Raw genomic sequence first — 15,456 nt, 5'->3', positions numbered from 1 at the left:
TTTAAATGTAAGGGTGAAGAACGTGTTAGTAACAATTTGTACTCCAACCTTTAATAGAGCATATACACTTCCTAGATTGTATAATAGTCTACTTGATCAATCAGATAAGAGGTTTGAGTGGATAATTATTGATGATGGGTCAACAGATGATACTAAAGATTTAGTAAGAAGTTGGATAGAAGAAAAGAAGTTAAATATTATGTACTTTAGACAAGAAAATTCAGGTAAACATGTGGCTCTTAATAAGGGGATGGCCTCTGCTAAAGGGTTGTTGTTTACTTGCTTAGATTCTGATGATTGGCTTTATGAAAATGCAATAGAGAAAGTCAATGAGAAATGGTTAGAAAGTGCAGATAATTCTGTTGCTGGAATTATTGCTTTAGACTCTTATGAAAATGGTGAAATAATTGGAAGCCAATTACCATGTGATTTGAAACAAGCTAATTGGATTGATTTAATTTATAAATTCTCTATGAGAGGTGATAAAGCATATTTCTTTGTTACAGAAGTTATAAAGAGTTATCCTTTTCCTGCTAATCTTGAAAATAAACATATGCCTCCTAGTTACCAATATTACCTGATTAGTAATGATTATGATTTGTTAATGTTAAATGAGCCTTTAAAATATGTTGAGTATCTCGATGATGGGATTTCAAAAAAGCGTTATGAAAAGTATATTGTTGCAGCCGATAACTTTTCAGAGTATAGATATGAAATACACAACTTAATTCCAAGCCTTAAAAGAAGAATTATAAATTTAATTCATTTTAATGCTACTCAACTGCTAGGGAAAAAAAAGTTTGTGTTTCAAAGCAAGAGGAGTAATGTATTAAGGATCCTTACAAAACCTGCTGGTATATTATTGGCTGTTTTCATCAAAGTTGCTAATAAAATTAAAAATAATTAAATGAAATGAGTGTCAGAGTTGAAAAAGGTATTGTTTGTTGTTTCTAACTTTAATATTGGTGGTCCGCAGAAAAGCCTTTTAAATTTGATAAATTCTATGGATAGAGAAAAATATAGTGTTGACATATTATCATTATATGGAAAGGGACAACTACATGACTACTTGCCTGAAGATGTTAATATTGTTGAGCCAGATATCAATCACTATTTATTAACATTACCAAACCCTGGCCTTTCATTTTTGAAGTTTTTACCAAGAGTTAATAATTTTAGTGCCTATAAAAATCTATATAGATATATAAAAGGGGCAATAAAAGGTAAGTTTATATCTAGTATGAATTATTCTCGACAAGAGTATTGGCTTAAATATAGTAAAGATCTACCACGGCTAAATAAGTCATACGATGTTGCTATTGGTGTATCAGGCGGACATTCAATTATGTATGTAGTAGATTGTGTTGAAGCTGAAAAAAAAATTGGTTGGATTAGAACTGATTACAGAGTGTTAAAGAGAAACGCTACAATAGATAAGGTTTATTTTGATAAATTAGATAAAATTATTTGTGTTTCTCATATATGTAGAGATATATTAACTGAGACCTTTCCAAGTGTTATTTCTAACACTGAAGTCATGTATAATCTACTACCCACAAGCTTAAATGTAGATGCAGTGGATGATAATTATCTTAATTACTCTGGCTTTAAGATATTAACAATAAGCCGGTTAGATCCTAATAAGGGGTTAGAGCTTGGTGTAGCGGCTGTAAAGGATTTGTTAGAAAAAGGTGTTAAAGTTAAGTGGTTTATTTTGGGAACTGGCTCTTACTATAAAAAGATTCAGAAACTAATAAAATACTATAACCTTGATGATGATATAATATTATTGGGGTTTAAATTGGACACAATCTCATACTTAAGGTATTGTGACTTATATTTCCACCCGTCAAAGTTTGAAGGTAAATCCAATGCTATTGATGAAGCTAAGTATTGTTGTAAACCAATAGTTACAACAAATTTCCCAACAGTAAAAGAGCAAGTTAAAGATAATTATTCTGGTCTTGTGGCAAATTTTGATAGTACAGGTATTTCTGAAAAGATAGAGCAAGTAGTAAGAGATAAGAATGTACGATCCGCATTAGTATCTAATTTACGTAGTGAAATAAAAAGTGAAGATGAATCTGATAAGTTAAATAAGTTTTACAATATAATTAACTAATCAACTTTGTAGAAGAGATATCTAGAATGGTTGAAGGGAGGGTTCCCTATAAAAATTAATATTGAGAAAAAAGACATTAGGTGGAGTTACTTGGGTTTCTTTCTTTATAGTGGTGGAAATCTACTACTTCTTCCCTTAGCTTTGGTATACTTATCTCCAGCAGAAATAGGTCTTTGGTATACGTTTGTAAGTCTAAGTTTATTAGGTATGCTATTTGATTTAGGATTCTCAAATGCTATCACTAGAAATGTAAGTTATGCTGTAAGTGGAGCAAAGACTATAAATAAAGAAGGCCTGACAGATACAGAATATAGTGGTCCGAATTATGAACTATTAGTAAGAATAATTAAAATATCCAGGATTTTTTATTCTTCATTGTCTCTATTAATTTTTATATTATTTGTTAGTCTAGGTAGCTTATATGTGTCTAGTGTTATTTCAAAAGACAACTCTCTTAGTATAAGCTTAGCTCCATGGTTTGTTTATACATTAGCTACATCAATAAACTTATATTTTGGGTATTGGAAACCGTTGCTCAAAGGTTTTGGCGCAATTAAAGAAAGCCAAAAAGTAAGGGTTATGGACAAGTTAACACAGTTATTGCTCTCGGCTATATTCCTGTTTTTTGGATTTGGAGTGTTAGGAATAGCATTAGGGTTCTTAATAGGATCAGTTTCAGCAAGGTTTTTAGCAATATATTATTTTAACAATTATGATGTAGAATTTAGAAAAAATATAAGTAGCTGGAATAAAAAGGTGACATATTTTGAAGATGGTAATAAGGTTGTCGCGCGCAATTTGCTACCAAATACCTATAAGCAAGCGTTAGTTTCAATTTCTAATTTTTTCACCTTAAGAGGAATGACCTTGTTGAGTTCTTATTATTTAGGTTTAGAAACCAGTGCCGTTTTAGGTTTGTTACAGCAGATGTTAACCACTTTAATGCAGGTAAGCAATACTCTGTTTAACACCTATGTGCCACTTTTAGGTAGTTTATTAACAAAGAAAGCAACTGAAGATGCGAGGTCATACTTATTTAAAGCAGTAAAAATACAATGGTTAATTCTTAGTTTGGGAAGTTTAATGATTTTATTCAGTGAACCTATAGTACAGGTGTTTAATGAAGGTATAAGATATTTCCCTTTACATATTACGATAATAATTATCTTAATATATGTTCTACACAATAACCATTCATTATTTAGTACTTATATATCAATAAACAACTATTTTCCTCATAGTCAATCATTCATTCTATCAACTGTTATTATAATAATATTACAAGTTATTAGTCTTAATTTATTTAATAGTATTTACAGTTTAATTTTACCATTACTATTCGTGAATCTTGTTTATAATAACTGGGTCTGGCCGTATAAAGTCCTTGCAAGAGACTTTTAGTCAATGGAATGGGTATGTTTTCTTAAGGATTTCACGAGATGTAATTCATATAAAAGGAAGGGAGTGTGTGCATTAGCTCAAACTCCCTTCCTTTTATTTTGACATAGACAATATATTCATTGGGCATTTATTCACCTTATAACTTATTAGGACATTACCTTTAGCCTTCAATTCTAAAGTCTTATTTTTCTATTCATATAAAATATCAACATAATTGGTATGAAGATATTTATAAAAAAGGGATAAATACTCCCAAAGCTAACCATCATGGCCATACTAGTATTACAAACTGCTGTAACATATAGGTAAGTAAACTCTATTCTATTCTCATATCTTATTTTACTATCGAAAAACATCATTAATATTAGAGTGATGGCTAATAACAATGGTGTTCCAATTACTCCAAAATGTATATATGACTGACCAGACAGAGGTACGATTTGATCAGTATATAAACGATGGTTATAAAACATATAATTGAACCAAGCAGTTGTAGTATTTGAACTATCTGATAAGGAACTTAGTAAAGCGATATTATTAAATGTATCGTTTTTCAGAGTTTCTGTTGTTAAGAAAACCCCGTAGTTGTTCTGCAAATCCACTACTCTTCCCATATTATTTGGGCCAGACATATATGCATCAAGAGTGTGTGCTAGGTGGTTTAAAGAATAGTTTGTTTCTCCAGATCTCTGCTCGTCTAAACTAAATGTGAACACTATAAAAACTATTATAGCCAATAAAGCAATGGATAGTATTATTCGCTTTTTATACATTGGATAAAGCTTAATTAAGATTACTAAAAATGCAATAGTTGGAATCACAACACTAAAACGACTAGTCCCTTTAAAAATGGTGATAACTGGCAAAATTGCTAACAACGAAAATATTACATACCTAAACTTAGGAGATTTGTCATATTTTATTTTAAAATGATTTATTATAATTATAGCTATTATGATTAGGATTAAATCAGTAATAATTATTAGTAACCCCGCAAAAGGAATATCTAAATTGATATCACTGAAGGGCCCACTAGCTAAAAAGAAATTGTATCTACCTAATAACTGTGGAAAAAGGGAGAAAATCGAAAATCCGATAAAAAGGAATATTATTAAGACAAGTTTAGATTCAATAGGCTTGAATTTTTTTATAGTTTTGTCTTTGTAAAATTTATGTGCGAACATTTGAATTACGAAAAAAGCTACAAAAAGCTCTATGATTAAAATAAGAATACCATAATGAATCCCTTGAGAACTTGGCAAGATTCCTCTGATTGCAGGTTCGTTAATCGTTAGAGACCTAAATAATGGTGAGATGACATACCTTATAAAGATTACTGCATTTAATATGATCATCCCTATATTGTTTTTACTATACTTCCACATAGCTGGAAATAGAATGATTAAAAAAGCATAAGATAAAGGTAATAAAAAAAGAAAGCGATCACTATAATGTTCAAATGAATATAAAAAGACTATGAATGACACTATAGTAGAAAGTAAAGCTATTAATAGTTTAATAGGAAGTGTTTTAATATTATCTTTACTAAAAGATTTATTAAGTAAGTGAGAATTAGCTATATTTGACCACATATGTAAAGATTGCACCTCATTATAAAATTAAATACAAAAACTATTATAAGTGTATCATAAAAATATTAGAAGTATCACTATAATATACAATTATTAGGTATTGAATCAGCACAAGTTTCAATCAATCACAGTATGCCCATATTACCATCTGACAAGTAGCCTTATTGGATGTGTTAAAACCGAAAATACCTCTCCTTATACTCCTGGATTCTTTCTTTATTTTCAGAGTACTCAACTGCTTCGTGACGTGTTTCTTCGTTGTATTTACCACCAAAGGATAAGAAGTTATAACTGCCGATTAAATAGAACTTCTCATCACAGATTGTAAGTTTGAAGTGCGTATTAACTTTTTTCATTTTTAACCCACCTGGTCGTACATTGGTGAGTTGGAGTTTAAGGTATTGAATAGCTTGATCAGTTTTTATTGATTTATCATTCGGGCTATAGGAATCAGTATAGCCATACAGTATTTTTATGGTAACGCCTCTCTTAATAGCAGCTTGAAAGTATGGTATATAACCTTCTAATACTTTTTCATTAACCCATGGACTTACTATGCATAGTTCTTCTTCTGCAGAAATGATCGCATTTATAAAAGCTTCACGAATTTGTTCGTCCTCTAAGAGTTCAGGTTGATTATTAATGTGACTGATAGATTGATTGATTATTGTCTCTATGTCTTCTAAGGAATGATTTTGGTTTTTTTGTAATTCAGTTTCAACCATTTGAGTAATATACTCTTTTTCTTCAATGCTTTTTTCAGAAATAGATTTCTCTAAGTTAGTAAGTGAAGACACAATAGGACTTATAATACCTTGAATTGTTTCTGTTATCTCTTTATTTTTGGTCTTTTCCTCGTAATTCAATTGGTTTAAGATATCCTCTTTAATAGATTCTTGCGACTTGTATTCACGTTCACCAACCAGGTTTGAGTTAATGTCTATTTCATGGCTAATGGCATTAAGTTTTTCATGGATTTGATTAGTATGTTCATCTAAGAGGCTCATGAACTCTTTAAAGCCCTCAGTATGTTGGGCAGGCTCATTGATTTCATTAGTCTTATTATAGTTAGAGGATGTTGCAATCGAGTTTGTCTGGTTATTCTGTTTAACAGCTAATATTATGAATGATCGTATGATGAATGCTAGACCGATTAATAAGAAAGCGTGTTGAACGTATTCTACTAAGAAGTTCACACTGACGAGAAGAATTCCTATTAGTAGAAAAGGTAGTGTTGAATTGTTACCGTCTTGGTTTTTATTATGGTAATTAAATAATTCCCAACTTACCCAAGCTAAAACGAGAGTACTCACTGCAAAAAATAGAGGTGTAGGAATTAGGTATGATGTTATTGCTGTTACAATGATCACTATAAATAATTTATTTTCAGACACCGTCATCACCTACACTAGTATTCGTTATAGACTTTCTCAACGATTATTTGAAGTTCGTCATTATAAATGTTCACCATAGCTAACACTCTTATTGGAAAGTCATTATTATAAGCATCACGAATGCGGACTTTTCTACCTTCAATTTCTTCTCCATGAGCTTCAAAGAGAACAGCATCGATTTCTTCTTCTCCATTAGATAAAGTGAAGAATAGGTGACCATCATGTTCATTAAGGCTCGTAACACTACCTCGAACATCAAACATGTTCCCTCGATCTTCTTCAGAAATATGACCAATATCCATTAGCTCTAATCCTTCGTCATTACCTTTTTCAATTACTTGTAAGTCTTCTTGGTTTTGTGGAATGACTTGAAGGTTGTCATTATAAGTATTCACCATGCCATTAACTATCAATGTTGAATCAATAGGTATATCTTCAGTTGCAATTTCACTTTGATTAAACACTGGTACATCAATTTCTTCATCAGTATCTTTGTTTAAAACGGTCATAAATACATGGCCATCAGGATGGTTATGTTTTGTTAGAAGTTGCGCTTCGATATTAACAACCTCACCTACGTGATCTTCAGTGATAGTAGTTGGTGAACTATTGATCAAATTAATATCGCTTTGATTCTCCGGTACTACTTCAACCTCACCTTGAAATTCATTGACTGAACCAGTAAAGATATACGTCTCGTCCTCACTAATTGAACTGTGATCAATATCATTATCAGCAAACAGCGGTACAGACATTGAACCAGTCTCATCACTTACTTCAAGAAAGATATGATCATCTTCGTGATGATCGATTGACTGGACAGTTCCTTCAATACTTACTGTTTGATCGAGGAACTCCTCTGTTACTTCATTAATTGAAACAACTCCCTCAAGGTAATTCGTGATATTAGAATCTTTTGAGGTACCATCATCATTCGCAGTAGCCTCAATGAGCTGTTCGCTCTCTTCTGAATCATTGTCTAGAAATGTCATATCTTGATTGGATAATAGAACACCGACAATAGCAACAGCACCAATTAATACGAGTGCTACAATTAATCTACTATTTTCCCCCATAATTGCCCCACCTTCATAACAGACTTCTTCCACACTCAAAGTACCATAAAATTCCTTGGAAGGATAGGGTGTGGGGGATAACTTGGATTAGTGTACTCTGAAGTGTTGTGGGAGTTTAGGCACCAAGTGTTGTGAAGGGAATGTTTTGTTGGAAAATGGCGAGAGGTTAAAAAATATAGAGGATTTGGTTAATTTTTGTAGAATTATTAAATAATAGGTGTTTGGTTAATGATTATTTTTAGAAAGGGGAATTCTGATGCTAGACATGAAAGTTTTTTTGGAGAAGTACTATGTACCTTTGAAAGAGTTAGATTGCAGGTTATATCCGGAGGATAATGTGGAGAGGGCGCGGAATAATTACCAAAGAGATTATTCTCGGATACTTTACTCAACGTCATTTAGGAGACTACAAGGAAAGATGCAATTGCTAGGTATACGGAGTGATAAATTTTATAGGAACCGGTTAACTCATAGCTTTGAAGTTGCCCAAATAGCGAGAGGAATTGCAGCAAAACTAAGTAAGGATTCAGGGTTAGAAGATGTTTATCTTGATGATATTTATGTTGTTGAAGCTGGAGCTTTGGCACATGATATTGGGAATCCTCCCTTTGGCCACCATGGGGAAAGGGTTTTAAATCGTTTGATGAGAGGAAGAGGTGGTTTTGAAGGCAATGCACAAACACTTAGAGTATTAAACAATTTAGAGAAGAAGTTACCTAATAACAAAGGGTTAAACCTAACACTGAGAACTATGTTAAGTGTAGTCAAATATTATAATACAATTAACAACAATGAAGAGAAATTTGTTTACCGGGATGATTATGAGAAAATTAAAAGCGAAGTATTAGACCTATCTATAAAACCAAGAACTGTAGATGTGCAAATAGTTGATCTTGCAGATGAAATTGCATATGCTGCTCATGATTTAGAAGATGCACTAAGTCTTAAGTTGTTTAATATTGACGAATTCATATTTGAATTTGGTAAAGATGATAATGAAGTGTTGAAAAGGTTAGTGGAAAGAGCGAGAGAAGTTGCAAGTACTGCAAGCATATACAAGTCATCTGAGGAGTATGGATTTTTATTCAGGAAGGAATTAACTTCAAATTTAGTCAATACTCTAATTAATGATATAGGTGTGGTAAAAGTTGATGAGGAAATGGTCAAAAAGACTGGGACAATGAATAATTATGAGTTAGGTTTCCAAGAGCATAAGAAGCTTGCGGGAGATCTTAAGAAATTCACTTTCAATTCTGTAAACCGTTCAGACTCAGTTCAATTGTATGAAAAACAAGGAGAAAAAGTTATTAAGGGTATATTTAACGGCTTAAGTGATAAGGAATTTAATAAAAATAGTCTTTTACTTCCGGTCGAATTCAGGGGAGAAAATGAATCAATTGAACGTAACATAACAGATTTTATATCAGGTATGATGGATTCCTATGCGGTTAATTATTTCAAACAGATATATGGGGACAATGCAATAGACCAAATATATGATGAAAAGTTTTTTAGGGATTTTAGTTTGTAAAAAGTACCTCAATTACAAGACTCTAATATCAAGTGTTGTTTTCTATAAAATCTTTGGTTGTAGTAGATAATATAGTGATATAAATACATTACAGTTAGTTTCCAATAACTGTAATGTTTTAAAAAAGGTGATAGCTAATTAGCTAAAGTCCCTGCTGATTTCGCCCGAACTTTCGTAGCTTTTCCGGGTAAATAGGCTAACGGAATGTCTTCATAGTCTACATTTTCTAGATCATCAGGGATGCGCCAGCGTTAATAGATTCGTCTTTAGCCATCTTCTTGGGGATCTCTAATGTTTCTTTTCTTCCTAAATCATCGAGAGAGAAGATGCGTTAAATTTGCTCACTAACCTTGCGCAATAGCTGATTCGATTGCATCGGCAACACCAAAGTTGTTAGGTCTATGCTTCTAATTAATCCTCAAGAAAAATATTATTTCCACCATTGAAATCACTGGAATTGGTTCATGTCTCATATTCAATAATACCTTTAGTGAGACCAAATAAATCAGTCTGACACCTAACAATCTTACAATTACTGCAAAAGTGTAGTAAGGCAAATGTAAACTTTACATATGTTGCTGGTGACAGTTTTATTTTGGTTATGTCCTTTCATTTTGCAGAGATTCCATTTAAGGAAGATGACTTTCCTTATAGAAAGTAAAGGTGAGTATAATGAAAATATTAAAAAGTGAAAAGAAACTTTGCTTGCTTTGTATGGAAGAGCATGAAGTTGAAACTGTTGAAGTGACTGATCATGAGGTCTTTAAAGGCGAAGAAGTTAGTTTTACTGCTCAATATGATTATTGTTCTGCTACGGAAGACTTTCTAGAGTCGGAAGAAATGATAAAAGCTAATAGTTTAGCCATGAAAGATGCATACCGGGAGAAATTAGGGTTGTTAACTTCTAATGAGATTCATGACATTAGGAAGAAATATGACATCAGTCAAAAAGATTTTTCTGAAGTCTTAGGTTGGGGAAGAGCAACCATTACAAGGTATGAAAACCATCAAGTACAAGATCGTGCTCATGATGATGTATTAATGAAAATTAGTTCTGACCCAAAGTGGTTTATAGAAAAGCTACATGAAGCAAAGGAACAAGATAAAATATCGGAAAAAGCATATTTAAAGTTATTGCATAAAGCAAAAGAACAGTATAAAAAAAAGAAATAATTATCTTATAGATTCAATTTACGCTAGTTATGCGGATTATGAAGATCCAATAACTAGGGGGAATTCAGATCTTAATTTAAAGAAAGTCATTGAAATGATTAATTATTTTTCAGAAAAGGTAAATAGCCTTCACAAAGTAAAGCTTATGAAAATGCTATGGTTTTCCGATATATTAAACTTTAAACGAACAGGGCAATCAATTAGTGGCCTTGTTTACAATGCATTGCCAATGGGTGCAGTTCCAGAAGGGTATGAACAAATAGTATTATTAGATGGTGTTGAGTTTGATACTATTCAGTACGGTGAAAATATTGGGTATAAGTTTAAACCATCACCTGGGTTTGAAATTACAGAGTTAACAGATGAGGAAATACAAACACTGGAACATATAATTTCAATGATTGGCCATTTAACCACTGACGAAATTGTTCATAAGATGCATGAAGAAGAAGCATATAAGCATACGGCATGTAATAGCCCCATATCATATTCATTTGCAAGGATTTAACAATCGATTAATTAATAAGAGGTAGAGCTTGAGTTTTGCCACTCCCTATATAACAGAAGAAACTAAATTAATAAAATTTGCAATTTAGTCCATCACTAAATATTAGTGGTGGGCTTTTTATTTACTTTCTTAATAGTGAACAGTTTCCTTCAATAGTGAAAAATTATAAGAAGGAATTTTGTTTTCAGATCAGGGTAAAACGAAGAAAAAGATCGAGCAACTCTTCTATTTTGATTAAAGTGATATCCATTAAACAAGCGGTTGCTGTTGTTTGATTTTTGTTCATGATTAATGTAACGGCTTTCAATATACGCTTTTTTATTAATCAACTGTATCCGCCCTAACGATTAGAATTTAATGTTACTTTAGTAGAAAGCTAACTTTGAACACAATCATTATGTACCACTGCCGTGTAGTTAACATTTACATTGTGGGGTTGTGCTGTGGTAAAAACTGGATTATCAGCGAAGAAACCATTATTCCGGCGAAATTGTCGATTTTTCGGCGAAAACAGAATTATTCCGGCGAAAATTTCAATAATCCGGCGAAGTGCACCCCTATTCCGGCGAACGCCGGATTCCCAGCTGTGCAGCAACAAAAACAAAGTGCTCCCTCTTAAGAAATCCTTAAAAGGGAGCAAGTATAAGTTCGCCTAATAGAGGAAGTGAACGCCTATCTTCTTATTCAGTCATAGCGGGAGCTTTATAAGAGGCTGATACATGACTAATTTTGACATTGTTCACATTTTGTTCACAATTATTTTCGAAAAAGTACTTTACTTTTTCTGAAAACTTTGTAAAATATAATTGTACTTTGTAGGAATAAGGTGGTGGTTATAAAGAACTAAGAACTAATCGCAGCTTTTTTCAACAAATTATAGTGGAGGTGAGAAGGTAGCTTTTTGGAAACTGTAAAAGACAAAACAGAAGAGATTGAGAAAATGAAATCTGAGTTTATTCATGCTTACTATCTATTTAGTAAGGAACGGCGGAAAGAAGATCTTGAAAAGATGCTCGGACTTCATTGGAAGATCTTTAAACTAAGTGGAGGCAAGGTTCCTCTAAGTATGTTTAAGTTTATACAAGTCCTTAAAGAAGACTTTCGAATTGATCGGATCAGTAAAAGAAATTCAAAATAACTCTCAAATTATTAAACAGTGGGAATTAATGGAGCCCACTTTCCCCAAAAAATAAAAATTACGGACAGTTCAGACGTTCCCACCGTTTTATTTCATAATAAAACGGTGGGATTTTATTTTGTAGATTCCATATTAATGGAAGTTGTTGTACCATATGATAATAGGTGATTTTTTAGGTTGGAATGTAAGGAGATGGATGATGAAGAAGTTAGTGTCTTGGTTGGCTGTCCTCATGTGGATGGGGCTTATTTTTTATTTCTCACACCAGCCTGGAGAACAGTCGAGTGAATTAAGCGGAAGTGTCGTCGATCTCGTTTTATCGATTGTACCGTTCATTGATGCGGACACGGATTGGGTTCATTACCTCATTCGAAAAGCGGCGCACTTTTTTATTTACTTTGTGCTTGGGATTCTCGTGATGAATGCTTTAAGAGTAAGTGGCGTGGAGCTTAAGCGAAGTGCTTGGGTGACGATTGTCGTTTGTTTATTGTACGCGATTTCAGATGAAGTTCATCAATTATACATACCAGGAAGATCTGGAGAAGTGAGTGACGTTGTTTTAGATACAGTTGGTGCGGGTTTTGGCGTGCTTTTGTATGTTGTTATTTGGAGGAAGATAGCTACAAAGGGACATACCAGATAAGAGTAAGACAATGGTTAGGACTAAACTATAAGGGAAGTCCAGTTAGAAGGAATGTTCTCCGACTGCTGGGCTTTTTACATTGTTCGGAACAGACTAATATTCGTTTCATTAATTAAGCGAAACTCCAGATAATTAGGCGAAATCTTCAATAATTGGGCGAAATTCTTAATAATTAAGCGAAATTACAATTTTTTAAGCGAACTGTTAACATAATTAAGCGAACGCATAATTCGACAGAAGCCTCAAAGCACACGTTTTAGATTCTATTCATACGATCATTCCATTTTTGATTAATCTTGTGATTTTACTAATTGAGATGCCTGTTCCTGATGAAATATCCATGGCATTTGCTCTAGGGTGTGTTCGTAAATAGGTTTTAATCTCGTGAATGGTTTCTTCTTCTTCATTGTAGCAATTACGACAGAAGTCATAGGCAATATAAGTCATTTGACCACAACGCGAACATATTCCAAAATCTTTCATAAACATTATTCACTCCTCTTTAATTTGTTAATTGCAATTAAACTATTTAAGACATCTACTAACCGTTCGAAATGTGGTTTAATAATAAAGTCATGCGCCCCTAACTGTTGGCATTCTGTTATATTAGAATGCGTCCCTATCGAGGAGCACATAACAACAGTAGCAGAATCTCCAATACTCATAATCTCTTTTAAAGTAGTTAAACCGTCTACATGCTCCATTGTTATATCAAGAACGACTAAATCAGGTTGTTGTCGTTTGTATAAATCGATTGCTTGTCTTCCATCCGCTGCCTCTAAGATGTTGTAGGAACCATGACCTAGTATTATATGTTTTAAATGCATTCTCATAAACTTTGAATCATCAGCAATTAAGATCGTGCTCATAAGTAATTCTCCTATATGGTTATTCTTGTTTGTGTACTCTATTAAAATATAAAAAAGGCGAACCCAAATAGGCTCACCTTTCGTGCGCTCATTTCGGTAACCGGCTGCCATAGTAAAAACGTTAGGCCCTTGGCTTTGCGTCCTTATTTTTCAATAAGTTTGCCATTATCGATTGATTTTTAACATTTTTAGATAATTGCGTGATAGTGCTTGTGTATATTATCGGCTTAATAATCTTAATATCGAGGGTTTTAAAAGAATTTTATAGATAAAAATTATAAACTATTAAGTGAATCCTATTTTAAAATGAGGTTGGTTGGTGGTTAGAGAGAGGGATAATAGACGCTTAAATAGAGTACGACCGAATTGTCGAAAATCGTCAACAAGTTTTTGGTGTATAATCATGGAAATTGTTGATTTGTGATACCAATTTTGTTAATATATATTTAGTATAATTGGTATAGGGACTTAGGCTTAGACTTAAGTTTTACCAATGTACACTGGGGTGAAAATCATTACAGGGGCTTATTTTACGAAAAGTCGGGCACATCCGAAAGCGGTGTGCCCGACTTTTCATTTTGATAGCTTTAAAATCAATTGTGAAGCTAAGCTAAATGAGGCGACGACTGTCACCGCAGTTAAACTCCCGGACATATTAATGAACACGTCTAACATGCGCCCACTTCGGTTGACGAGAAAATGTTGATGGATCTCATCAATGAAACCGATCATGGTCGTCGCCAGTACGGAATGAGTGGCTCTTCTTAAAGTAGTAGCCGCTGGGTGAGCGAGATAGATTAAGGTAGTTAAAATGCCGTAAAAGAAAAAGTGACCTGCTTTTCGGTTCACGGTTGATTCACTACTGAATGAATAAATGCTGTAAAAAGAGCTTTGCTGATCTAGTAGAAACAATGTCGACCCGTTCATATAATAAATCGCGTGAATCGATGAACCTGATCGCTCCATTTCGCTCATTATGCTGAAGGCAATGATTAATATAGAAGAAATGATAATTGTAGACAATATGTATTTCATAAAGAAACCTCCCCGTCACTATCAAGCATTGTAGACGAGGGAGGTATTTTATATACGACAGTCTATTGATAACTGTAATAATAGTAGTCTTTTCGTTTTTGATCGTAGTCGTTTAATACGGCACCTAAAATATTCGCATCGGCTTGCTTTAAAAGTTCTCTAGCTTTTGTGGCGGACTTTTTGTCAGTGACTTTGCTGCGAACGACGAATAACACACCATCAACTCGGTTGGCCAAAATTTGTGGATCCGTGACAGCGAGAACAGGTGGTGTGTCAAAGATAATTAAGTCATAACTGGCTTTTGCTTTCTCCATCAGCTCAGTCATCGCTTGAGAATCCAGTAGTTCTGACGGGTTAGGTGGAATTGGCCCGCATGTCAAGATGTCGAGGTTGTTTGTTTTCACATCGCGAACGACTTGAACGACGTCATAATCACCGACGAGCAAGTTACTTAAGCCAAGTCGATTATCGATGCGCAAATTGTGGTGAATGCTCGGACTTCGCATATCGGCATCAACTAGTAGAACTTGTTTTCCTTGCTGGGCAAACACGGTTGCTAGATTGATTGCTGTGACACTTTTTCCTTCACCTTTATTGGTTGATGTGACGGCGATTGTTTGTAAATCAACTTCATTTGGTGCAAATTGTAAGTTCGTTCTAAGTGTACGAAATTGTTCAGAGATAACCGATTTAGGATGATTGCGTGTAAATAATGAACGTAAATGATTAGAACGATGTTGCTGCTTTTGCTCACGGAACTTAGCCCGTGCAGATTTTTTAAACAAAATGTTCACCCTCTCATGACATTTCAAAACTAGTGCTAAAATATCACAAAACTTCCAATAAGTTTGTCAAAATGTGTATGGTAGGGAGATTTTGTTGGTATATTCACTTTTAATTAAAGTAATGCCGCTACTAATCACTGAAATCGTATAATTATTTAAATTCATTAAATTTATTAAAATAATTCTTTA

15 protein-coding genes and 1 riboswitch are annotated in these 15,456 nt (G+C 33.4%); of the genes, 8 read left to right on the top strand and 7 right to left on the bottom strand.

Annotated elements, in window-relative coordinates; genetic code table 11:
* Positions 1–22 precede the first annotated feature (22 nt).
* The 3 genes from AHA02nite_RS12130 to wzx all read left to right on the top strand — a co-directional run bounded on the left by AHA02nite_RS12130 (position 23) and on the right by wzx (position 3,523).
* A complete protein-coding gene (locus AHA02nite_RS12130) occupies positions 23–907 on the top strand; it encodes a glycosyltransferase family 2 protein (RefSeq protein ID WP_170236095.1) in 885 nt (294 codons plus the stop codon).
* Between the two features lie 18 nt (positions 908–925).
* Entirely contained in the window at positions 926–2,122 is a 1,197-nt protein-coding gene (locus tag AHA02nite_RS12125; protein WP_170236094.1) for a glycosyltransferase, read from the top strand.
* A 90-nt stretch (positions 2,123–2,212) separates the two neighbouring features.
* Positions 2,213–3,523, top strand: a complete 1,311-nt coding sequence (gene wzx, locus AHA02nite_RS12120) for an O-unit flippase-like protein (RefSeq protein ID WP_146817658.1) — start codon at positions 2,213–2,215, stop codon at positions 3,521–3,523.
* A 173-nt stretch (positions 3,524–3,696) separates the two neighbouring features.
* Here wzx and AHA02nite_RS12115 read toward each other — a convergent pair whose 3' ends face one another.
* The 3 genes from AHA02nite_RS12115 to AHA02nite_RS12105 form a co-directional block, all read right to left on the bottom strand.
* Positions 3,697–5,115 (bottom strand): O-antigen polymerase, encoded by a 1,419-nt coding sequence (locus tag AHA02nite_RS12115; RefSeq protein ID WP_170236093.1) that lies wholly within the window; start codon positions 5,113–5,115, stop codon positions 3,697–3,699.
* 173 nt (positions 5,116–5,288) lie between these two features.
* Entirely contained in the window at positions 5,289–6,509 is a 1,221-nt protein-coding gene (locus AHA02nite_RS12110; RefSeq protein ID WP_170236092.1) for a phospholipase D-like domain-containing protein, read from the bottom strand.
* A gap of 14 nt (positions 6,510–6,523) precedes the next feature.
* Complete coding sequence (locus AHA02nite_RS12105; protein WP_146817653.1) at positions 6,524–7,585, bottom strand: OB-fold nucleic acid binding domain-containing protein; 1,062 nt, start codon at positions 7,583–7,585, stop codon at positions 6,524–6,526.
* Positions 7,586–7,841: 256 nt separating this feature from the next.
* Here AHA02nite_RS12105 and AHA02nite_RS12100 point away from each other — a divergent pair, with 256 nt between their 5' ends.
* From AHA02nite_RS12100 to AHA02nite_RS12085, 5 genes are all read left to right on the top strand, one after another.
* On the top strand, positions 7,842–9,116 hold the full coding sequence (locus tag AHA02nite_RS12100; RefSeq protein WP_146817651.1) for a deoxyguanosinetriphosphate triphosphohydrolase family protein: 1,275 nt from the start codon (positions 7,842–7,844) through the stop codon (positions 9,114–9,116).
* Between the two features lie 672 nt (positions 9,117–9,788).
* Positions 9,789–10,289: a type II toxin-antitoxin system MqsA family antitoxin gene (locus AHA02nite_RS15240; protein ID WP_218025425.1), complete on the top strand. Its 501-nt coding sequence runs from the start codon at positions 9,789–9,791 to the stop codon at positions 10,287–10,289.
* 94 nt (positions 10,290–10,383) lie between these two features.
* Positions 10,384–10,797 (top strand): Panacea domain-containing protein, encoded by a 414-nt coding sequence (locus tag AHA02nite_RS15235; protein ID WP_218025424.1) that lies wholly within the window; start codon positions 10,384–10,386, stop codon positions 10,795–10,797.
* Positions 10,798–11,698: 901 nt separating this feature from the next.
* Positions 11,699–11,935, top strand: coding sequence for a hypothetical protein (locus tag AHA02nite_RS12090; RefSeq protein ID WP_146817649.1), 237 nt, complete (start codon positions 11,699–11,701; stop codon positions 11,933–11,935).
* Between the two features lie 199 nt (positions 11,936–12,134).
* Positions 12,135–12,578 carry a VanZ family protein gene (locus tag AHA02nite_RS12085; protein ID WP_146817647.1) on the top strand — a complete coding sequence of 148 codons (444 nt, stop codon included), beginning with the start codon at positions 12,135–12,137 and terminating at the stop codon, positions 12,576–12,578.
* 267 nt (positions 12,579–12,845) lie between these two features.
* Here the strand turns inward: AHA02nite_RS12085 and AHA02nite_RS12080 are convergent, their stop codons facing one another.
* The 4 genes from AHA02nite_RS12080 to AHA02nite_RS12065 all read right to left on the bottom strand — a co-directional run bounded on the left by AHA02nite_RS12080 (position 12,846) and on the right by AHA02nite_RS12065 (position 15,270).
* Entirely contained in the window at positions 12,846–13,061 is a 216-nt protein-coding gene (locus AHA02nite_RS12080; protein WP_146817645.1) for a hypothetical protein, read from the bottom strand.
* Between the two features lie 5 nt (positions 13,062–13,066).
* Entirely contained in the window at positions 13,067–13,447 is a 381-nt protein-coding gene (locus AHA02nite_RS12075; protein ID WP_146817643.1) for a response regulator, read from the bottom strand.
* Positions 13,448–13,539: 92 nt separating this feature from the next.
* Positions 13,540–13,621: riboswitch (cyclic di-GMP riboswitch) on the bottom strand.
* A gap of 399 nt (positions 13,622–14,020) precedes the next feature.
* Positions 14,021–14,482 (bottom strand): VanZ family protein, encoded by a 462-nt coding sequence (locus tag AHA02nite_RS12070; protein WP_146817641.1) that lies wholly within the window; start codon positions 14,480–14,482, stop codon positions 14,021–14,023.
* Positions 14,483–14,544: 62 nt separating this feature from the next.
* On the bottom strand, positions 14,545–15,270 hold the full coding sequence (locus AHA02nite_RS12065) for a CpsD/CapB family tyrosine-protein kinase (protein ID WP_407642745.1): 726 nt from the start codon (positions 15,268–15,270) through the stop codon (positions 14,545–14,547).
* Positions 15,271–15,456: the final 186 nt, after the last annotated feature.

Origin of the sequence: Alkalibacillus haloalkaliphilus, assembly GCF_007991275.1 — a bacterium.
GTDB classification, from domain to species: Bacteria; Bacillota; Bacilli; order Bacillales; family Alkalibacillaceae; genus Alkalibacillus; species Alkalibacillus haloalkaliphilus.
This window is presented reverse-complemented; position numbering and strand designations above follow the sequence as displayed.